Below are 20567 nucleotides of genomic sequence, written 5' to 3' on the forward strand. Positions count from 1 at the left end.
CGGCGCGTCAGTCGATCTCCTCGACGCCGCGGAGCTTCACCTCGACCAGGTCCAGCTGGCCCTGGATGCGCCAGGCCACGAGGTCATCGATCGTGCCCTCCCGTCGCAGACGCAACAGCACCTCACGGCGACGGTCCATCAGTGCCAGCCGGAGCCGCGTGGTCTCCTCTCGCAGCGTGATCGGCGAGAGGGCGATCGTGTCGATGTCGGAGCTCACCGCGAGCATCTGCAGCCCGCCGCTCGCCGCACCGCCGTCGTCGAGGACGCGCCCCGGGGGCACCTGATCGTTCGTGGCCGCCACATCGATCATCGTCTCCAGCTCCGCGTCCTCGCTCAGCTCGGTGCCAATGTCAGCCGCGTACACGAGTCCGCGCTGACGTGCCAGCGCCCGGGCGTTGGCGTATTCCAGCATCTCGTATCCCTCGGCGCGGACGCGGTCCCGAACGGTATCGCTGACACCGTGCTCGAGGGCGAGGTCGTCGATAGCCGCCAGCGCGGCACCCGAGATCGCGCGCTCCGCGATCTCGTACTCCTCATCGGCCGCCGTATCCGCCGGCAGCTTCGCCCAGCGGGCGATCGCCGGCAGCATCGGCCCCTGCACCAGCAGGCTGAACATGATCACACCCGCGGTGATGAAGATGATCTCGTCACGAGCGGCGATCGACTCCCCCGACGCGTTCACGAGCGGAACGGACAGGGCGATCGCCAACGACACGGCGCCACGGAAGCCGGCGAAGGTCGACACGATCCACATCCGCAACGGCATTGTGCGATCCCCCGTGCTGGTCGCGGCGCGCAACGCACCACGGGGCAGCGTGAACGGGGCGGAGAAGAGCTGGAAGAGCAGACGCACCGCGATCAGGACCACCCACACGGCCACGGTGATCATGACGAGGCGGCCGACCTGACCCCACGAGCTCTCGAACAGCACGTGCATGACCTCCGTGCCGATGAGCACGAACAGCGCACCGTTGAGGATGTACGTGAGCACGGGGTAGACGGACTCCGCCTGACGACGAGATGCCGGCGTCGTGATCCGTGGCGACACCCAGGCGACGATGAGACCGGCGATCACGACGGCGAGCACCCCGGATGCACCGATCAGCTCCGCGATCAGGAAGGCCACGAAGGGCACCAGCAGCAGGGTGAGATTGATCTCCAGCGTGCCGCTCAGCCGGCGCAGCAGCAGGTAGGCGAGCGCCGCCACGACCACTCCCGCGAGCGCACCGCCGAGGTAGGAGTTCACCACGGTCCAGGTGACCGACAGCGGCGACACCTGGTCCCCCACCGCCAGCGAGACCGCGATGGCGTAGAGCACGAGCGCCGTGCCGTCGTTGGTCAGCGATTCCGCCTTGAGCTTCATGAACATCCGCTGCGGCAGCATGCGGCCGAGAGCGGCCACGGCCGTCGCATCGGGCGGAGCGACAGCGGCGCCGAGGATGAGAGCCGCCTCCCACGGCAGCCCGAACATCACGGCGACTCCGGCGACGGCGAATGCCGACGCCACCACCAGAAGCGTGGACATCGGCGCGATGTAACGCAACGAGCGGCGAATCGCCCGCAGCGACGTGGTCATCGACTCCCAGAACAGCATGACCGGGAGGAACAGCAGCAGCACCACCTCCGGCGGCAGCTGGATCTCCCGTGCCTGTGGCACGAATCCGATCACCAGGCCCAGTACCAGCAGCACCAGCGGCGTCGCGATGCGCAGACGCGGTGCCAGCACCGTTCCCACGAGCACCGCCATCCCCAGCAGAACGGTGACTTCAAGCCCTTCCATACGGCTTCCTCTCCCCGGAGCGTCCGCGTGATGCGAACCGTGCGCAGCTCAGTCTGCGCTTCCTCGGCCCCAGACGGAACAGAAATTTCCGCGGGGCGACGCAGGGATGCAACGTCGAACGGCCCCGTCGTATTCCCGAACCCGATACATTCGAATCGAATCGATTCAGCTTCGACCCTCCAAGGACACCCCCACCGCCATGGACGCCGCCCTTCGCCGCCGCCGCATGTCCCTGTTCGTGCTCTTCTTCGTGCCCGGCATGATGTTCGCCTCCTGGGTGACGCGCACGCCCGATGTCCGCGACCTCCTGGAGGCGTCGACGGCCACGATGGGACTCGTCCTGTTCGGGCTGTCCGTGGGCTCGATGATCGGAATTCTCTCCTCGGGTGCGCTCACTGCGCGCTTCGGCACCCGCCCCGTGATCATGGTCGGGATCTCGCTCCAGCTGCTCGCGACCCCCACGATCGGTGCCGGAGCGGCCATCGGCAGCGAGTGGCTCACGGCGGTCGGCCTCGGGCTGATGGGACTCGGCATGGGTGGCGCGGAAGTCGCGATGAACGTGGAGGGTGCCGAGGTGGAGCAGCTCGCGAACGTTCCCGTGCTGCCGGCACTGCACGGGTCGTTCAGCCTCGGCACCGTCGCCGGCGCGGTGATCGGCCTCGGCGCCGTGGCGCTCCAGCTTCCCATTCTCTGGCATCTGCTGGCTGTGACCGTGATCGCCGTGCTCGGCGCGCTGTGGGCGCTGCCGGGCGTGCCGCGGTCGGCTGCCGCCGGCACCGTGGAGAAATCGGCGGATCACACGCCGGTGTGGCGCGATCGACGACTGCTGATCATCGGTGTCATCGTCCTGGCGCTCGCGCTGGCGGAGGGCTCGGCGAACGACTGGCTGCCACTGCTGATGGTGGACGGGCACGGATTCGACCCGGCGTGGAGTTCTGGGCTGTTCGCCGTATTCGCCGCGATGATGACGATCGGTCGTTTCTCCGGCGGCCCGCTCATCACCCGGTTCGGGCGCGCCGCGGTGCTCGGCGGGAGCGCCGCGCTCGGCGCCATCGGCCTCGCCCTCGTGATCTTCGCCGACAACCCGGTGATCGCCGCGTGCGCCATCCCGCTCTGGGGTCTGGGCGCCGCTCTCGGCTTCCCGGTCGCGATCTCGGCCGCCGGCGATTCCGGCCCGAACCCCGCCGCGCGCGTCTCCCTCGTCGCGACGCTCGGCTACGTCGCCTTCCTCGCCGGCCCGCCTGCGCTCGGCTTCCTCGGCGAGCATTTCGGCCTGCGCCTAGCGATGATCCTGGTCCTGGTCCTCGTGGCGCTCGCGGTCACGCTCACTCCGGCGCTGCGCGGCATCGGCACCCCCGAGCCGGAGGACGCCGCTCGGGCGTGAAGATGGAAAACGCAGCTCCGAACCTCGTCGGAGCTGCGTTTTCCATCTTCTGAGCGGATCAGCCGAGGGACTCGGCAAGCTCCAGCCAGCGCATCTCGAGCTCGTCGGCCTCGCCCTCCCAGCCGGAGATCTCGGTCATTCGGTTGCCGAGTGCGACGTAGTCGGACTGGTCCATGTCCGCGAGCTTCGCGCGGGCGTCCGCGGCGGTCTGACGCAGCTTCTGGACGCGACGCTCCAGCGAGGCCATCTCCTTCTCCGCCTCCCGCGCCTCCTTGCCGGTGAGGCCGGTCGGAGCCGCGGCGGCGGGAGTCGACGAGGCGGACGACGTGCCCTGCGCCGCCCGACGCTTCAGGTACTCGTCCACGCCGCCGGGCAGGTGACGCAACTGCTGGTCGAGGATCGCGTACTGCTGATCGGTCACCCGCTCCAGGAAGTAGCGGTCATGGGAGACGACGATCAGGGTGCCAGGCCACGAATCGAGCAGATCCTCCAGCGCTGCCAGCATGTCGGTGTCGAGGTCGTTCGTCGGCTCGTCGAGGATCAGCACGTTCGGCTGATTGAGCAGGATCAACAGCAGCTGGAGGCGGCGCTTCTGGCCACCCGAGAGGTCCTTCACCGGGGTCGAGAGCTGCGCGCTCTGGAAGCCCATGCGCTCCAGGAGCTGGCCGGGAGAGAGCTCCTGTGCCTTCGATCCCGCTCCGAAGGTGTACGTGGTCTGCAGTCGCCCGACGACCACACGCACCGGCTCGTTCAGGTGTTCTTCCAGCTCATCGAGACGCTGGGTGAGGGTGGCCACGTGCACCGTCTTGCCGCGCTTGACGGTGCCCGACGTGGGCTGGGTGGTGCCCGCGATCAGACCGAGCAGCGTGGACTTGCCTGCGCCGTTCACACCGAGGATGCCCGTGCGCTCGCCCGGGGCGAGTCGCCACTCCACGTCCCGCAGCACGACCTTGTCACCGTACGAGACGCCGGCGTCGAGGAGGTCGACCACGTCCTTGCCGAGTCGCGACACCGCGAGAGCCGACAGTTCGGTCTTGTTGCGGATCTCGGGAACATCGGCGATCAGGGCGTTCGCCGCGTCGATGCGGAACTGCGGCTTGCTGGTGCGGGCAGGGGCGCCGCGGCGCAGCCAGGCGAGTTCCTTGCGGGCGAGGTTCTGACGCTTCGCTTCGATGGTGGCGGCCTGGCGGTCGCGCTCCACGCGCTGCAGGATGTATGCCGCATAGCCGCCCTCGAAGGGTTCGACGATACGGTCATGCACCTCCCACGTGTTGTTGGCGACCTCGTCCAGGAACCAGCGGTCGTGCGTCACGACGAGCAGCCCACCCTGATTCGCCGGCCAGCGTCGCTTCAGGTGCTCGGCCAGCCACGCGATCGCCTCGACGTCGAGGTGGTTGGTGGGCTCGTCGAGGAAGATCACGTCGTGGTCGCCCGCGAGAAGATGTGCCAGCGCGACCCGACGCCGCTGCCCACCGGACAGGTCACCGACGCGGGCGTCCCACGGCAGATCGCCGAGGAGACCGGCGATCACGTCGCGGATCTTGGCATCGCCCGCCCACACGTGCTCGGGGGTGTCCCCCACCACCGAGTGCGCGATGGTCTCGTCGTCGTCGAGCACGTCCTCCTGGCTGAGCACGCCGATCCGCGTGCCACCGCGGACCGTGACACGACCGCCGTCGGGCTCGACGAGACCGGCCAGCATGCGCAGCAGGCTCGACTTGCCGTCGCCGTTGCGACCGACGATCCCGATCCGGTCGCCCTCGTTCACGCCCAGCGAGACGGAATCGAACACGACTTTGGTCGGGTATTCCAGGTGCAGGGCCTCGGCCCCGAGAAGATGTGCCATCCCCTCCAGGGTACGGGGTGCGCCCGTGTGCCCGCCGGTAGGCTGGGAGCGCCGATCGGCCCGACGGAAGGAATCCCATGCCCACCGCTCACATCAGCGCCCAGCCCGGTGACTTCGCTCCGTCGGTCCTCATGCCCGGCGACCCCCGTCGCGCGCGCCGCATTGCCGAGACGTTCTTCGACTCCCCACGGCTGGTCACCGAGGTCCGCGGCATCGAGGGATGGACCGGAACCTGGAACGGGCACGACATCTCGGTGATGGCCTCCGGCATGGGTATGCCCTCGATGAGCATCTACGCCACCGAGCTCATCCGCTTCTACGGCGTCAAGCGCCTCGTGCGCGTCGGAACGGCGGGCGGCATGGCCAACGAGGTGCAGCTCGGCGAAGTCGTCATCGCCAACGCCGCCCACACCGACTCCTCCATGGCCGACTTCCGCGTCCCGGGGGTGCGCTTCAGCGCCGTCCCCAGCTACGACCTGCTGGAGCGCGCCGTGGCGACCGCGCGTTCGAAGGGGCTCGCTCACCGCGTCGGTCCGCTGTTCAGCTCGGACACCTTCTACTCCGACCGACCCGAGCAGACGAAGGGCCTCATCGAGCACCACACGCTGGCCGTGGAGATGGAGGCCGCCGCGCTGTACGGCATCGCCATGCGCGAGGGTGTCGAGGCGCTCGCGGTCTGCAACATCAGCGATCACATCATCCGCGGCGAGGAGATGAGCTCCGACGAGCGGGAGACCCGCTTCGGGCCGATGGTGGAGGTCGCGCTCGGCGCGCTGTTCAGCTGAGACGTGCCACCGCGCGCCCGTGAGGTCACGCGCAGATCACGAGGTCGTCACAGGTTCATCACGGGTACCTGAGCCGGACCTGTCCGCCGCGATCGGCCTCGTATGCTCGTGGTTCCGGTGGACTTCCCCCGCCGGTCGCGACGCGTCGTTCCCCCTGACGACGCGGAGATGACACGAACTTGCCCGCACAGTGCGGTGCCCGACGCGGAGGCCCTCCACTCCATGCGACGACCCATCCGACACGCCCTCGCGATCTCCGCGCTCTTGCTCGGCATGGCGCTGACCGGCTGCGGGGCACAGGCGACGGCCAGCACGGCTGCACCGACGAGCACCACGAGCACGATGGATGCCTCCAGCGGAGCGTTGCTCGACGTGCCCACGCCGTCCGCCACCCCGGTGGTGACGTTCGACCTCCTCGTCGACACCGAAACCAAGACCGTGCTGGGGCTGGATTGTGATTCGCTGGCTGCTCTGACCGGTGTCGAGTCGGTGCCGGGTGAAGAGGACACGGTGGCGGCGGTGCTGACGGACCCGAAGACATGGCAGGCGCACGACGCCACAACCGCTTATGCCGACGCCATCGCGGAAGCGGCGATGACCGAGACACAGCCGATTCGTGCGGCCCTCACCAACATGAGCACGGACGACACCGCCATCCTCAAGCTGATCATCACCCACACGCCGGCAGTCACCGAGGTGCACCTCGGCGTCGGTACCGCGCCCTAGCGAGCGTCGGCACCAGCGCATCAGGACTTCCTCCGGTGGGGCGGCGCTCTCACCAGCCCGCTGCGCAGGCCGGCACCAGCGCAGCGCGAACGCCGAACGGCGTCCGCGCTGCGGGACTCAGTACCAGAAGGTGAGACGGGGAGTCACGGCGCCACGGAACAGCGCGTCGGCTTCCTCCACCGCGTCGGCGCGAACACGTCCGGCGGCAGCGAGCGTTTGCACCCGTACGCCTCCGAGGTAGATGGCCGACAGTTCGCCGATTCCCAGCGCGAGCACGGGAGCGGCGTTCGTCGTCTCGCTGTCCGCGAGAACCCGGACGCGCGCAGCACCGTCATCCGCCGCCTCGAGGAGGTAGCGTCCGGACGTGATGCCCAGCGGGTCGGTGACATCCAGGATCACGGAGCCGGCGACCTCATAGTGGCGAGCCTCCAGCGCGGCCACCACGTCCACGATGCGGACGTACTGGTGATCGCGCAGCTTGATCTCCGCGGCACGCTGATCGGCGACCAGCCACCACAGCGGCTCGTCGATCGCGCGCTCCGTGGCCACGACCGTTCCCACCAGATCGTGCTCCAGGAGGAAGCGCCAGAGGGCGGCGTACGCGTGGTCGGTGGCCGCGTGGAGGAAGATCACGCTGACGGTGCCGGGGGTCGGTGGCGTGCGGTCGAGCGTGAAGGCCGCGAGGCCCTGGATCTCCCCCGTCTCATCACGATACTGGATGGCGCGCACGGCGCCCGCAGCCTCCGCGTCCGACCGCAGACGCAGCATGTCGTCCCAGTGCGGACCCGGCACTATCACCTCGCCTGGCAGTCGGTGCCGGATGCGCTCGTGCAGCTCCGGCGCGATGCGGCGGGCGTCCGCGCGGGATACGTAGTCGATCCGCCCCGGAACGTCTCCTCCCAGCCACCCCGCGCGCAGAGTGTCGATGCGCCAGGTGGCCGCAGCAGCAGCCGCGGCGAAGCCGAACCGCCCGTAGATGGTCGCCTCCGAGGCGGTCAGCATCGCCACGGGGAGTCCGGCCTGCACGGCCTGTCGAAGTTCTCCCGCCATGAGAGAGCGGGCGAGGCCCCGGCGGCGATGCGTGGCGGCCACGGTGACGGAGCTGATCGCGCTGGCCGGGACGGCGCGACCACCGGGCACGGTGAGCTCGCTCAGCCAGGTGGCGAACGTGGCCACCGGCAGATCTGGCAGAGCACCCGCGGGGTCGTAGACGCCGAGGCGGCGGCGATACGCGGTCCCCGGACGCCCCGCCTCGTGGTTGCGCTCTTCCAGTTCGGGACCCTGGAACCCGCGCGCGACGGCCGCCCGCCAGGCGAGTGCGGCGGCGTCGTCCTCGGCCAGGCGCACCTCGAGACCGCGCGCCGCGATCTCGGAGGCCGCTTGCTCATCGAGCGGTGCCGTGCGGAAGGTCTCGGCGTCAACTGTCATGTGTTCCTCCAGCGTTGTGAGCTCACTTCACGCTAGCGGGTGCTTCCGACATCGAGATCAGACGACGCGTGCTCCGGGAACGGGCCCATGGGCGTGAACCCCGACGTAGCCGACCAACGCCAGCTCATCGCGCACCGCGAGCGCCGCCGTCGCGTCGGCACACAGCAGCGCGATGGTGGGACCGGACCCCGAGACGATCCCCGCCAGGGCACCGGCGCGCAACCCCGCGTCGATCGTGTCGGCGAGATCGGGCCGCAGCGACAGCGCGGCCACCTGGAGATCATTGCCGAGCGCTTCCGCGAGACGTCGGGAATCCCCCGCACGCAACGCATGCAGCACCTCGTCATCGACGCGCGGGCGCACCGGTACCACGGGGAGGTTCGCCCGGTGTCGGATCCGAATCTCGTCAAGGGTGCCGTAGACCTCGGGCGTGGACATGCCGATCTCACTGGGAACGAGAACCCAGTCGAATCGGCCCTGCGTGAGGGCAGGGGTCAACTCGTCGCCGCGGCCGGTGCCGATGGCAGTACCGCCGAGCAGAGCGAACGGAACATCGGCCCCGAGTCGTGCCGCCAACTCGTGCAGCTGGGCCGTGGTCTGCCGCGTGTCCCAGAGTGCGTCGCAGGCGACCAGTGCGGCTGCGGCGTCAGCGGAACCGCCGCCCATGCCTCCGGCCACCGGCACGCCCTTGCGGATGTGCAGGCGGACGCCCGCGGTGACGCCGGTGCTCTCTGCGAGCAGGCGCGCGGCACGCAGCGCGAGGTTGGAATCGTCCACGGGCACACCGGAGACGTCGATGAAGCCGTCGCTCTCCACTGTCAGCGAGAAGTCGTCCGCCGCGGTGGCGGTCACCTCCTCGTACAGCGACAGCGCCTGAAAAGCGGTCGCCAGCTCGTGATAGCCATCGTCCTGCAGTTCGCCGACACCGAGGTGGATGTTCACCTTCCCCGCCGCGCGCACGCGGACCGGGCCGATGCCGGGCTCGTACGCGCCGATGCTCACAGATCCGCCGATGCTGCCCAGAGGTTCACATCGATGGCGTCGGAGAGGGCATCGATCTGCTCGAGTTCCTCCGTGTCGAACGCGGGGCCGTCCAACGCTCCCAGGTTCTCGTCGAGCTGCTCCGGGCGCGATGCGCCGATGAGAGCGGAGGCCACCACCTCGTTGCGCAGCACCCACTGGATGGCCATCTGCGCGAGCGACTGCCCGCGCTCGCGGGCGATCGTGTTCAGGGAGCGCAGGGCCTCGCGCTCGTCCACGGTGATCTCGCGGAGCGATCCGCGCTGCTGCGACCGATTCGCTACGCCGTCGCCGAGGTGTTTGTCGGTCAGGAGCCCCTGAGCGAGCGGAGTGAACGCGATCGCGCCCATCTGCTCCTGCCGCAGCACCTCCGTAAGGCCGTCCTCGATCCACCGGTTGAGGATCGAGTAGGCGGGCTGGTGGATGACCAGCGGCGTGCCGAGCTCTCGTGCCACAGCCTTCGCCGCGATCGTGCGCTCCGCGCTGTAGGAGGAGATGCCGACGTAGAGCGCCTTCCCCTGTCGCACCAGGGTGTCCAGGGCGCCCACCGTCTCCTCGATCGGAGTGTCGGGATCGACGCGGTGCGAGTAGAAGATGTCGACGTAGTCGAGGTTCATGCGGCTGAGGGAGGCCTCGGCGCTGGCGATGAGGTACTTGCGTGTGCCGAGGAAGCCGTACGGACCGGGCCACATGTCCCACCCGGCCTTGGACGAGATGATCAGCTCGTCGCGGTAGGGCGCGAAGTCCTCGCGGATCATGCGGCCGAAGTTCGTCTCCGCCGATCCGTACGGCGGACCGTAGTTGTTTGCGAGGTCGAAGTGGGTGATGCCGGAATCGAAGGCGTGACGCAGGAGGGCGCGCTGGTTGTCGAACGGGACGTTGTCACCGAAGTTCCACCACAGGCCCAGCGAGATTGGCGGCAGGTACAGTCCCGACTCCCCGACGCGGCGGTAGTCGCCGCGATCGTAACGCCCTTCGGCAGCGACATACGGACGATGGGTCTCGGGAGTGCCGGGGCGGAAGCGGGGATTCTCAGTCACCTCACCAGGCTAGCGGCCCTGTGTTTCACAGATGTCACGCGGGCTGGCTCCCGCTTCATGGTGCGCAACATCGTTCTGTCGGCGACGCCGACGAGGGTTTCGCGCGGCGGGCAACGCCTTGCGTGCAGCGGGCACAAAGCGACCGCAGTTCGTACAGAGCGCGGGTCGTGCACTCAGCGCGCGGGGCTGTGCGATCAGCGCGCGCGGGCGATGCGGAGGTAGTCCTCGACGGTGAGCGCCTCGCCGCGCGCCGTGGGGTCGACACCGGCGCGCTCGAGCACCTCACTCGCCGCCGCGGCCGAACCGCCGAGGACGCTCGACAGCGCCTGACGCAGCATCTTGCGACGCTGACCGAACGCCGCATCGATGATCTCGAAGGTGGCGCGTCGTTCGTCTTCGGTTCCTCGCGGCTCCTCATCGCGGTGGAACCCGACCAGCAGGCTGTCCACGTTGGGAACCGGCCAGAAGACCTGACGTGAAACCGTCCCCGCCAACGCGAACGAGCCGTACCAGGCGGCTTTGACGCTCGGCGAGCCGTAGACCTTGGAGCCTGGTCCTGCGGCGAGCCGCTCAGCCGCCTCGGCCTGCACCATCACCACGCCGCGACGGATCGTGTCGAACGTCTCCATGAAGTGCAGCAGCACCGGAACGGACACGTTGTACGGCAGGTTCGCGACCAGCACCGTCGGATCTCCGGGCAGCTCGGTCACACGCAACGCATCCGCGTCCACGACGGTGAGCGCGCCGTCAGGAACCCCGCGCTCGCGCGCCGTCTCCGGCAGTCGCGCGGCCAGACGGTGGTCGATCTCCACCGCCGTCACGCTCGCGCCGGTCTCCAGGATGGCAAGGGTGAGGGAGCCGAGCCCCGGACCGATCTCGACCACGCGCTCGCCGGCCTGCACCCGCGCCGCGGTGACGATCTTGCGCACGGTGTTCGCGTCGACGACGAAGTTCTGCCCCAGCTTCTTGGTCGGGGTGACGTCGAGTTCGGCGGCCAGGCGGCGGATCTCGGCGGCTCCGAGCAGGGACACGGTCATGTGTCCATTCTCCCGTACCGATGCGGTGCCGCCGACACACGGGCGCGAAGCCCGCACGCCCCGTCCCTGTACGCCTTCGTCCGCCTCGCTCGCTCTGAAGCCGCGCGAGGCTCGCAATGTCCGCGACCCTTCGTAGGATCGACGGGTGAGCTGGCTTGGAGAACGCATCGCCCCCGCGCGGCTCGGTCGCGATTTCCGCTGGCTGATGACGGCGTCGTGGTCGAGCAACCTGGGCGATGGCATCATGCTGGCGGCGGGTCCGCTGCTGATCGCGTCCATGACCACCTCCCCCGTGCTGGTGGCCTCCGGTGCCATGCTGCAGTTCCTGCCGTGGCTGCTGTTCGGGCTGCACGCCGGCGCGATCGCCGACAGTTTCAACCGCCGCCGACTCGTCATCGGTGCCAATGCCGTGCGCGTGGTACTGATCCTCGGGCTCGTGGTATTTCTGTTCACCGGCACGGCCAATATCTGGATCGTGCTGGCCGCCGCCTTCCTCTACGGGTGCGCGGAGGTGTTCGCCGACACCACCAGCCAAACGCTGCTGCCGATGTTCGTGCAGAAGCAAGACCTCGGCATCGCGAACTCGCGGCTGCAGGCCGGGTATCTCGTCGCGAATCAGTTCGGTGGTCCGCCGCTGGGAGCATTCCTGTTCGCGATCGGGTCGTTCTGGCCGTTCCTCCTGCAGGCGCTGTGCGTTGCGCTGGCCGCCATCCTCGTGTCGCGTATCGCTCACACGCCGATCCCGCCGCGCGAGAACGCCGAGCCGACGTCGGTGCACACGGATATCGCCGAGGGCGTGCGGTGGCTCTGGCGCAATCCGCCGGTGCGGATGCTGGTGATCATCATCCTCGTGTTCAACGTCACGTGGGCGGCCCCCTGGGGTGTGCTGGTGCTGTACGCGACCGAGCACCTCGGCATGGGCGAGGTGGGCTACGGCGCCCTGACCACAGCGTCGGCCATTGGCGGCCTTCTGGCTACCGGCATGTTCGGCTGGTTGGAGCGCCACGTGTCGTTCGCCACCCTGATGCGCGTCTGTCTTGCCCTGGAGGTGGTGATGCACCTCGCGTTCGCCCTCACCACCTCGGGCGTGATCGCGCTGGTGATCATGTTCGGGTTCGGCCTGTACTCGTTCATCTGGGGAGCGATCTCCACCACCGTCCGTCAGCGACTCGTCCCCCACGAGCTGCAGGGGCGCATCGGCGCGGTGAACATGGTGGGAGTGTTCGGCGGGATGATCATCGGCCAGGGCATCGGCGGTGTCCTCGCGCAGACCTGGGGGCTGACTGCGCCGTGGTGGTTCGCCTTCGTGGGCGCGGCGATCACGCTCGTGTTCGTCTGGCGACCCATCTCGCAGATCGCGGCCGCACGACCCGCCGCTGAGAAGGCTCAGTCGTCCGACGAGCCGTCCGACGACGGCGACTGATCACCGACGCGAGGTTCCCGTTCGTCATGCGCTTCGTGCCGCTCCAGCGCGCGCAAATGCAGCGTGTAGCGCTGCACTGACGCATCGAGACTGCGGGCGGCGACACCCGACAACGCTCCGCCGAGGCCCACGCGAGGAGAAAGCACCGCCACGAGCGGCAGTACCACGACGAGCAGAACGATCACGGCGACCGCCCAGCCGCCGAAGTCCGAGCGATCCCCTAGCGCAAGGGCGGCAACCACTGCCAGCAGCGGACAGATCACCGCGAGCAGCACCGCGCGGCCCGCCGGTGGGAACCAGCCGCCGGCGCTCGGGCGACGCACTTCGAGATACCGGTGGAAGGCCAGCAGCACCGTGTAGCCCGCCTGCAACGCGACGATCGACACCGCACGCAGCGCGATGCCCTCGGGCCGGGCATCGCCATGGAAGACGATGAAAGCCGCCGCCACGTCGATCACCAGAACCACGCCGGTCCAGGCCAGCAGGCGGGGTGCCAGCGGATGCTCCCGCGCGTCGCCACGAAGATCATCGCGCAACGCCGTCTCGGCCTTGATGACGCGTCGCACCTGTGACAGCCGCATGCCGGTGTTGCCCACCACCAGATAGAGCGCGGACAGGGTGGCGAAGGCAGCTGTCAGCATCAGCTGGACGATGGCGATCAGCAGGATCGGCCACGGGTCGACGCCGCTCAACGCGACGAGGACGCCTAACGCGGTGATCAAGGTCCACCCGACCGCCAGGATCATCTGGACCACGGAGCGCAGCCGCAGCAGGATGGCGGTGCGCTCCGCGGAGTCGGTGGAAGCCAGGGCGGTGAACATGACGATCGTGACGAACACCGTGAAGGCTCCCACGGACACCGGGATGTAGATGCGAGAGGCGTCCACCGCGTCGACGACCAGCTCGGACACGCGCTCGACGGGCACCACCTCGGCGATGGCGCGCAGGGTGAGCGGACCGGATCCGGACTCCGCGATGGTTCCGAGGAGGAGCAGCATGCCGACGACCGTCACGAACACGGGCACCAGAGCCGAGTTCAGCCAGGCGCGTCGCGACTGATCCGCCCACAGCGATCCGAACGCGTCCGACGCCATGCGGATGTCAGACGCGGAATCCACCCGTGGTTCCTGTCGCATGACCCCATTGTCACTGTTTCCAGGTTCCCCCCGAAACACCCAAGCAAGTCCGAGAAACCCTGCAACGCGGGGCTTCTCGGGCTTGCTTGGGTTTCTCGGGATCAGTCCGTGAAGGAACCGTAGGCCCGGACGGTGTTCTCGGCGACCTGCGCGGCGAGAGCCTCCTCATCCACGCCGAGCTCTGCGGCCATCGCCCGCAGAGTGATCGGGATCAGGTAGGAGGCGTTGGGACGCCCGCGGTACGGCGTGGGCGTCAGGAACGGCGCATCGGTCTCCACGAGGATCCGCTCCAGCGGGGTCACCCGGAGGGCATCACGCAGGTTCTGCGCGTTCTTGAAGGTGATGTTGCCGGCGAAGGACAGGTAGTAGCCAGCCTCCGCGCACTCGCGCGCCATCTCCTCGTCGCCGGAGAAGCAGTGGAACACGGTCCGCTCCGGAGCGCCGACACGAGCCAACGTGTCCAACACCTCGCGATGGGCGTCGCGATCGTGGATCTGCATCGCGATATCGTGCTTCTTCGCCAGCGCGATGTGGGCCTCGAACGAGCGGTACTGCGCGGGACGGCCGTCGTCGTCGGTGCGGAAGAAATCCAGTCCGGTCTCACCGATCGCGCGCACGCGTGGCTGAGCGGCGAGTTCGTCGATCACCGCGATGGCCTCGTCCAGCTTGCCGGCTGCCTCGTAGAGCGGGGCATCGTTCGGGTGGATCGCCACGGCGGCAAGCACGCGCGGATGCGTCGCCGCCGCGTGTGCGCACCAGCGCGAGGACTCGATGTCACCGCCCGCATTGATCACGCCGGCGACGCCGGCGGACGCCGCGCGCTCCAGCTGCTCGTCGAGGCTCAGCGGCTCATCGCCGTCGAGGATCTCCAGGTGGGCATGGTTGTCGTACACCGGCACGCGCAACGGCTCCGGCGCCTCCGGGTAGCGGAGGTCGCGACCGTCGGCGCGGCGCTGGGTGACGTAGTTGCTGATGCCGTCGCCCGTGCCGCCGTTTCCGCTTGCGGTCACGCCGTCTCCACGCGCGGGAACAGCGGCGCGAGTCCGTTGACCGAAGTCCCGGGCTTCAGCACTCCCCACGTTCCGGCTTCGCGTAGCGGCTGGTCCTGCAGACGGCCGAGCGATTCCGCCGCGCCGAGCGCGACCCACAGCTTCTCCGTGGCCTTCGGCATCACCGGGCTGAGCAGCACATCGAGCGCGCGCAGACCCTCCGCCGCGGTGTACAGCACGGTGCCCAGGCGCTCACGCTGCGCGTCGTCCTTCGCCAGCGACCACGGCTCGTTGTCGGTGATGTACTGGTTCAGCGCATCGACGATCGTCCAGATGGCGGCGATCGCCTCGTCCGTGCGGAAGCGCTCGATCGCTGCGTCCGCGTCACGAACGGCGTCCGCCACCACACGCTGGATGTGCAGATCGCCCTCCGCGTACGCGCCGGGTGCCGGAACGATGCCCTCGAAGTAGCGCTCGATCATCGCGATGGTGCGCGAGGCGAGGTTGCCGAAGCCGTTGGCGAGCTCGGCCTGATAGCGCGCGGCGAGGTCCTCCCAGGAGAACGAGCCGTCCTGGCCGAACGCGATGGCCGAGAGGAAGTAGAAGCGGTACGCGTCGGAGCCGAACACGTCGGTGATCTCGGTGGGTGCGATACCAGTGAGCTTCGACTTGGACATCTTCTCGCCGCCCACCAGCAGCCAGCCGTGCGCGAACACGCCCTTCGGCACGTCCAGTCCCGCGGCCATCAGCATGGCCGGCCAGATGACAGCGTGGAAGCGGAGGATGTCCTTGCCCACCACGTGGTAGCCGGGCCAGCGACGGTCGAACTCGCCGTCGTCGTCTCCGAAGCCGATCGCGGTGGCGTAGTTGAGCAGCGCATCGACCCACACGTAGATGACGTGCGACTCGTCCCAGGGCAACGGAATGCCCCAGTCGAACGCGGAACGCGAGATGGAGAGGTCCTTGAGGCCCGACCGCACGAACGACACGACCTCGTTGCGCGCGGACTCCGGACGAATGAAGTCGGGGCGCTCCTTGTACAGATCCAGCAGCTTGTCCTGGAACTCGCTCAGCTTGAAGAAGTAGTTCTTCTCCTGCAGCAGCTCCAGCGGCTTGGAGTGGATGGCGCAGACCTTCAGCCCTTCGAAGGGACCGGTGCCGTCGACGATCTCCGACTCCGGCTTGAACTCCTCACAGCCCACGCAGTACAGGGCCTCGTACTCGCCCGCATAGATGTAGCCGCGGTCGTAGATGGCCTGCACGAACTTCTTGACGCGCTCCTCGTGGCGCTCCTGCGTGGTGCGGATGAAGTCGTCGTTGGCGATGTCAAGGGTTTCCAGCTGCGGGAACCAGGCCTCGGTGACCAGCTTGTCGACCCACTCCTGCGGCGTCACGCCGTTGGCAGCGGCGGCGCGGAGCATCTTCTGACCGTGCTCGTCGGTGCCGGTGAGCATCCAGGTGTCATCCCCCGCCTGGCGGTGCCAGCGCGCGAGCGTGTCGACCGCCACGGTCGTGTACCCGTGTCCGATGTGAGGAACATCGCTGGGGTAGTAGATCGGGGTGGTGATGTAGAAGGAATCGCCGGTGCTCACCCCTCGATTCTAGGCGGTGGCCCGCGGGGCTCCCGTCGTATGACGTCCGGCGCTCAGCTGCGTGCCGCGAGGGCCGCCTGGTACAGCTCACGGGACGAATGGCCGGTGAGTCCGGCCACTTCGGCGCACGCCTCCTTGAGCCGGATTCCCGCGGCAGCCAGGCTCTGCACCTGCGCGACGGCGTCAGCGAACGGCACGTCCGCGACCGTGGCGCCCTCGATGACGACGGCGATCTCCCCGCGCACGCCTTCGGCCGCCCACGCGGCCAGTTCCGCGGCCGTGCCCCGACGAACCTCCTCGTGCAGCTTCGTCAGTTCGCGAGCGACCACCACGCGCCGGGAGTCACCCAGCTCGGTCGCAACATCCGCAAGCGAGGCGGCGAGGCGCTGCGGTGATTCGAAGAACACCATGGTGCGGGTCTCGCGAGCGAGCCGGCGAAGAGTCGAGCGCCGCTCCCCCTGCTTGCGCGGAAGGAAGCCCTCGAAGCTGAAGCGGTCCGTCGGCAGGCCGGAGACGGCAAGTGCCGTGATGACGGCGCTCGGTCCGGGAATCGCGGTGACGGTGACGTCTGCCGCTGCAGCAGCTGCCACCAGGCCGTATCCCGGGTCGCTCACGGTGGGCATCCCGGCGTCGGAGAGCACGAGGAGGTCTGTGGTGCGCGCAAGGGCGACGAGTTCGGCGGCCTTCGCCTTCTCGTTGTGGTCGTGCAGGGCCAGGAGCCGAGGCCGGTTCTGAATGCCCAGTGCTGACAGCAGGCGGATGGTGGTTCGGGTGTCCTCGGCGGCGATCACCTCGGCGTTCTCGAGCGCCTGGACCAGTCGGGTCGAGGCGTCGGAGAGATTGCCGATGGGCGTGGCCGCGAGGATGATCACCGTTCCAGCTTAGGCTGGACGCCGTGACCGAACCCCGTGACCGCGATGAGCTGCTGCCTGCGGCCGCCGAGAGCGCTGCGCCCGTGACCCCGGACGCGGATTCCGGCGCGACGGAGGTCGCAGCGACCACCGGCCAGACGACTGTCCTCTCCGCGGAGGATCACCCCGCAGCGGAAAGCACGGAGAGCCCCGCCGGAGAAGCCGCAGCGCGCCCCGAGTACGTCGCCCCCGGCATCCGCGAGGCCTGGTCGCGCTGGTGGGCCCGCCGAGCGGACACCCCCGTCCTGCGAGACATCCCCGACCAGTGGCGCGGCGCGGTGGAGTGGGTGGTGCCGGGTCTGCTGATGCTGGTCGCGGCCCTCATCCGGTTCACCGGCCTGGAGAACCCGCACCAGCTGGTGTTCGACGAGACCTACTACGTCAAGGACGCCTGGTCGCTGTCTCACCTGGGCTACGAGGCGAACTGGCCCGAGGGAGCGAACGAGAAGTTCGCGGCCGGGGACACCGACATCTTCGAGACCAGCGGTGCCCGCGTGGTGCACCCGCCGCTGGGCAAATGGCTGATCGCGGCCGGGATGTGGATGTTCGGGGGCGGCTCCAGCTTCGGGTGGCGCTTCTCCACCGCCCTGTTCGGCGTGCTCACGGTGCTGGTGGTCTACCTGATCATGCGCCGGATGACCCGCTCGATCGCGTGGGCGGCCATCGCCGCCGGCTTCGTCGCCATCGACGGCATCGCGATCGTGATGAGCCGGGTGTCCCTGCTGGACGGCATCCTCACCTTCTTCGTCCTGTTGGGCGTGTACTTCATCCTGCTGGATCACCGCCCCACGATGGCGCGCATCGCGCGGTCGACGGATTCCTTCACCGGTCCCACGATGTGGAATCGTCCCTGGCTGATCGCCGCCGGCATCGCCTTCGGTGCCGCCGGAGCGGTCAAATGGAGCGGCTTCTACGCACTCGCCGGCTTCGGCATCTATCTGGTGGTGGCCGACGCGTTCGCTCGTCGCCGGGCCGGGGTGAAGATGTGGGGTTCCGCCGCGATCGGCCGACAGGCCCCCGCGACATTCGTGCTTCTCGTGCCGGTCGCGTTCGTCGTGTATCTGGCCTCCTGGACCGGTTGGCTGACCACCACGGGCGGCTACATGCGCGATTCGGATCCCAACCCGTTCGTGGCGCTGTTCAAGTACCACATGGACTCCTACTCCTTCCACGTGGGGCTCAGCACACCGCACAGCTACATGAGCCCGGCATGGCAGTGGCCGTTCCTCGTGCGTCCCACGTCGATGTTCTGGGATTCCACCAGCTGCGACCCGAACGAGACGAACCCGTGCGCCGCGGCTATCACCTCGATCCCGAACCCCGCGCTGTGGTGGATCGGCGTGATCGCGGTACTGGTGCTGCTCTACGGTCTGGTCCGCTTCCGCGACTGGCGCTACGCCATCGTGCTGGTGGGCTTCGCCACCTCGTACCTGCCGTGGTTGGCCGTTCCCGAGCGCACGATCTTCCAGTTCTACACCGTGATCATGGAGCCGTTCATGATGATGGCAATCGCGCTCGTACTGCAGCGGCTGAGCGAATCCGGACCCCCCGAAGAGCGTCGCGCCTGGCGGATCGTCACGGGCGTGATCATCGCGCTGGCGGTGGCGCTGTCGGTGTTCTTCCTGCCGCTGTGGACCGGCATGGCGACCTCTCGCGATTACTGGCAGCTGCACATGTGGCTGCCCACCTGGATCTGATCAGGAGAGGTCGGCGGGATCCGTGATGGGCAGTCGACAGACGAACTCCTCGCACACGTAGGCCGCGGGTCCAGGGCGTCCGGCAAACAGCGAGAATCCCGCTGCGGCGAAGGCTTCGGCCTGCGTCGGGGTGACGCACACCACCAGATCCGCGCGCAGGTCGCGGGCCCGACGGCTGAGCGGCCCCGCATCGGGTTCCACCACGACGATCTGCCGCGACGGCCGGTTCAGGTCGGCAGCGACACGCAGCAGCGCGCCGTGGGCGAGCGGTGCCGCTGCGGCCGCGGCGAGACGAGGCGCGATCAGCTCTCGCGCTGCGGAGCGATGCTCCTCCCCCGCACCGAGGATCCAAGCGAGCAGGTGAGCGTCTGCGAGCGCGGCGAGCGCCGACGGCTCGTCTCCGTCGGAGGCATCCGCGGGAACGGCAATGCCCAACGATCCCAGCACCGCATCGCCCGTCAGCGTCGGAGCTTCGGCGAGCAGGTCCCGTGCCCGCACCGCCCACTGGCTCTCGCCGGTGGCGATCGCGAGTCGGAACAATCCCCCGGCCAGTTGTGCGAGGTCCGCCACGCCGGCGCCGGCACGGCCCCGGATCTCGTCGACGGAGGCGCGCACCCAGGCGCCATCGGCACCGTTGATCTCCAGTACGGCGAGCGCAGCGCGTTCTGCGGCACCGATGAGCTCCGGATCATCCAGGCGCGCTCCGGCCTCGGCCAGGGCACCGATCGCGAGGCCGTTCCAGCCGGTGATCACCTTGCCGTCGACTGCGGGGCGATCCAGGCCCGCTCGTTTCGCCGCCGCGCAGGTGTAGTACCCACCGGCTGACGGCTTGCCGTCCACGATGGATTCCGCGTCCTGGGCCGCGCCGAATCCGCCGCCGGGCTGCTGCAGCACGTCGAGCAGGAAGCGGCCGAGGTGGGCGGCGAGCCCCGCCTGCCGCGCGGCTGTCGCCACCTGCAGCAGCTGTGCGTTGTCGGTCAGCATCCGCTCGTAGTGCGGCTCGGTCCAGTCACGACGCGTGGCGTAGCGGAAGACACCGCCGTCGATCGGGTCGAACAACGGCGAGCGTTCGATGGCGTTCAGCGCCCGGTGCAGCATCTCTGCCGCTGCCATGGGCAGATCCGGAGCCTGCAGGAAGCGCAGTACCGTCGGCAGGGGGAACTTCGCTCCGCCGCCGAAGCCGCCGTAGGGAGCATCTTCGGCCTCACGCAGGTGATCCAGCGCGACGCGCAGAGCCGCCGCCGTATCAGTGGACTCAACCGCGTCTGGGACGGCAGCGGCCGCGAGCGCGGCGCGGATGGAACGACCGACCGACTCCGCCTGGTCCCGCCGCTGGGTCCAGGCCTCGCTCACCGCACCGAGCACCGTGCGGAAATCCGGACGTCCGGCGACGGGAACCGGCGGCCAGTAGGTGCCGGCGTAGAGCGGAAGGCCGTCCGGCGTGACGAACACGTTGAGCGGCCAGCCGAGATCCCGCGTGAAGGCGGCGGCCGCTGCGAGGAAGGCCGTGTCGACGTCCGGATGTTCCTCGCGGTCCACCTTCACCGCCACGAAACCGGCATTGAGGATCGCCGCGGTCTCCGGGTCCGCGAACGACTCCCGAGCCATCACGTGACACCAGTGACAGGTGGAGTAGCCGATCGAGACGAGCACGGGGACGTCCCGGTCTCGCGCGTGCGCGAAGGCCGCCTCGCCCCACGGGAACCACTCGACCGGGTGGTCGGCGTGGGTGCGCAGGTAGGGGCTGATCGCGTCGGCGAGCCGGGACGCCAC

At 68.9% G+C, this 20567-nt stretch carries 16 protein-coding genes; 5 read left to right on the forward strand and 11 right to left on the reverse strand.

Annotated features, from left to right (window positions below):
* Window positions 1-7: 7 nt before the first annotated feature.
* Window positions 8-1780 carry a Na+/H+ antiporter gene (locus ABTV68_RS14670; protein WP_433674447.1) on the reverse strand — a complete coding sequence of 591 codons (1773 nt, stop codon included), beginning with the start codon at window positions 1778-1780 and terminating at the stop codon, window positions 8-10.
* A gap of 199 nt (window positions 1781-1979) precedes the next feature.
* Here ABTV68_RS14670 and ABTV68_RS14675 point away from each other — a divergent pair, with 199 nt between their 5' ends.
* The gene (locus ABTV68_RS14675) at window positions 1980-3164 is read left to right on the forward strand and encodes an MFS transporter (protein WP_433674448.1); all 1185 of its coding nucleotides are present in this window, start codon (window positions 1980-1982) and stop codon (window positions 3162-3164) included.
* 58 nt (window positions 3165-3222) lie between these two features.
* Here the strand turns inward: ABTV68_RS14675 and ABTV68_RS14680 are convergent, their stop codons facing one another.
* Entirely contained in the window at window positions 3223-5010 is a 1788-nt protein-coding gene (locus ABTV68_RS14680; RefSeq protein ID WP_433674449.1) for an ABC-F family ATP-binding cassette domain-containing protein, read from the reverse strand.
* A gap of 77 nt (window positions 5011-5087) precedes the next feature.
* On the opposite strand from ABTV68_RS14680, the gene deoD reads away from it, so the two are divergent.
* A complete protein-coding gene (gene deoD, locus ABTV68_RS14685; protein WP_433674450.1) occupies window positions 5088-5795 on the forward strand; it encodes a purine-nucleoside phosphorylase in 708 nt (235 codons plus the stop codon).
* Between the two features lie 222 nt (window positions 5796-6017).
* On the forward strand, window positions 6018-6521 hold the full coding sequence (locus ABTV68_RS14690) for a hypothetical protein (RefSeq protein ID WP_433674451.1): 504 nt from the start codon (window positions 6018-6020) through the stop codon (window positions 6519-6521).
* Between the two features lie 117 nt (window positions 6522-6638).
* On the opposite strand, the gene ABTV68_RS14695 is transcribed toward ABTV68_RS14690, so the two are convergent.
* The 4 genes from ABTV68_RS14695 to rsmA all read right to left on the reverse strand — a co-directional run bounded on the left by ABTV68_RS14695 (window position 6639) and on the right by rsmA (window position 11046).
* Window positions 6639-7949 (reverse strand): GNAT family N-acetyltransferase, encoded by a 1311-nt coding sequence (locus ABTV68_RS14695; RefSeq protein WP_433674452.1) that lies wholly within the window; start codon window positions 7947-7949, stop codon window positions 6639-6641.
* A gap of 57 nt (window positions 7950-8006) precedes the next feature.
* Complete coding sequence (locus ABTV68_RS14700; protein ID WP_433674453.1) at window positions 8007-8951, reverse strand: 4-(cytidine 5'-diphospho)-2-C-methyl-D-erythritol kinase; 945 nt, start codon at window positions 8949-8951, stop codon at window positions 8007-8009.
* A complete protein-coding gene (locus ABTV68_RS14705; protein ID WP_433674454.1) occupies window positions 8948-10009 on the reverse strand; it encodes an aldo/keto reductase in 1062 nt (353 codons plus the stop codon). Before ABTV68_RS14705 ends, ABTV68_RS14700 begins: the two co-directional genes overlap by 4 nt.
* 194 nt (window positions 10010-10203) lie before the next feature.
* Window positions 10204-11046: a 16S rRNA (adenine(1518)-N(6)/adenine(1519)-N(6))-dimethyltransferase RsmA gene (gene rsmA / locus ABTV68_RS14710; RefSeq protein WP_433674455.1), complete on the reverse strand. Its 843-nt coding sequence runs from the start codon at window positions 11044-11046 to the stop codon at window positions 10204-10206.
* 205 nt (window positions 11047-11251) lie between these two features.
* Between rsmA and ABTV68_RS14715 the strand changes: the two genes are divergently transcribed.
* Window positions 11252-12469: an MFS transporter gene (locus tag ABTV68_RS14715; protein ID WP_433677622.1), complete on the forward strand. Its 1218-nt coding sequence runs from the start codon at window positions 11252-11254 to the stop codon at window positions 12467-12469.
* Here ABTV68_RS14715 and ABTV68_RS14720 read toward each other — a convergent pair.
* The 4 genes from ABTV68_RS14720 to rsmI form a co-directional block, all read right to left on the reverse strand.
* Window positions 12433-13605, reverse strand: a complete 1173-nt coding sequence (locus tag ABTV68_RS14720) for a hypothetical protein (protein ID WP_433674456.1) — start codon at window positions 13603-13605, stop codon at window positions 12433-12435. The genes ABTV68_RS14715 and ABTV68_RS14720 overlap by 37 nt on opposite strands.
* A 101-nt stretch (window positions 13606-13706) precedes the next feature.
* Window positions 13707-14615 carry a TatD family hydrolase gene (locus tag ABTV68_RS14725; RefSeq protein WP_433674457.1) on the reverse strand — a complete coding sequence of 303 codons (909 nt, stop codon included), beginning with the start codon at window positions 14613-14615 and terminating at the stop codon, window positions 13707-13709.
* Window positions 14612-16186: a methionine--tRNA ligase gene (metG, locus tag ABTV68_RS14730; RefSeq protein WP_433674458.1), complete on the reverse strand. Its 1575-nt coding sequence runs from the start codon at window positions 16184-16186 to the stop codon at window positions 14612-14614. The genes ABTV68_RS14725 and metG overlap by 4 nt, the downstream gene beginning before the upstream one ends.
* A gap of 53 nt (window positions 16187-16239) precedes the next feature.
* A complete protein-coding gene (gene rsmI / locus ABTV68_RS14735) occupies window positions 16240-17058 on the reverse strand; it encodes a 16S rRNA (cytidine(1402)-2'-O)-methyltransferase (protein WP_433674459.1) in 819 nt (272 codons plus the stop codon).
* Between the two features lie 23 nt (window positions 17059-17081).
* On the opposite strand from rsmI, the gene ABTV68_RS14740 reads away from it, so the two are divergent.
* Window positions 17082-18794: a dolichyl-phosphate-mannose--protein mannosyltransferase gene (locus ABTV68_RS14740; protein WP_433674460.1), complete on the forward strand. Its 1713-nt coding sequence runs from the start codon at window positions 17082-17084 to the stop codon at window positions 18792-18794.
* Here ABTV68_RS14740 and ABTV68_RS14745 read toward each other — a convergent pair whose 3' ends face one another.
* On the reverse strand, window positions 18795-20567 hold the full coding sequence (locus ABTV68_RS14745) for a thioredoxin domain-containing protein (protein ID WP_433674461.1): 1773 nt from the start codon (window positions 20565-20567) through the stop codon (window positions 18795-18797).

The sequence above is a fragment of the Microbacterium gorillae genome (assembly GCF_050990725.1).
Taxonomy (GTDB): Bacteria; Actinomycetota; Actinomycetes; order Actinomycetales; family Microbacteriaceae; genus Microbacterium; species Microbacterium gorillae_A.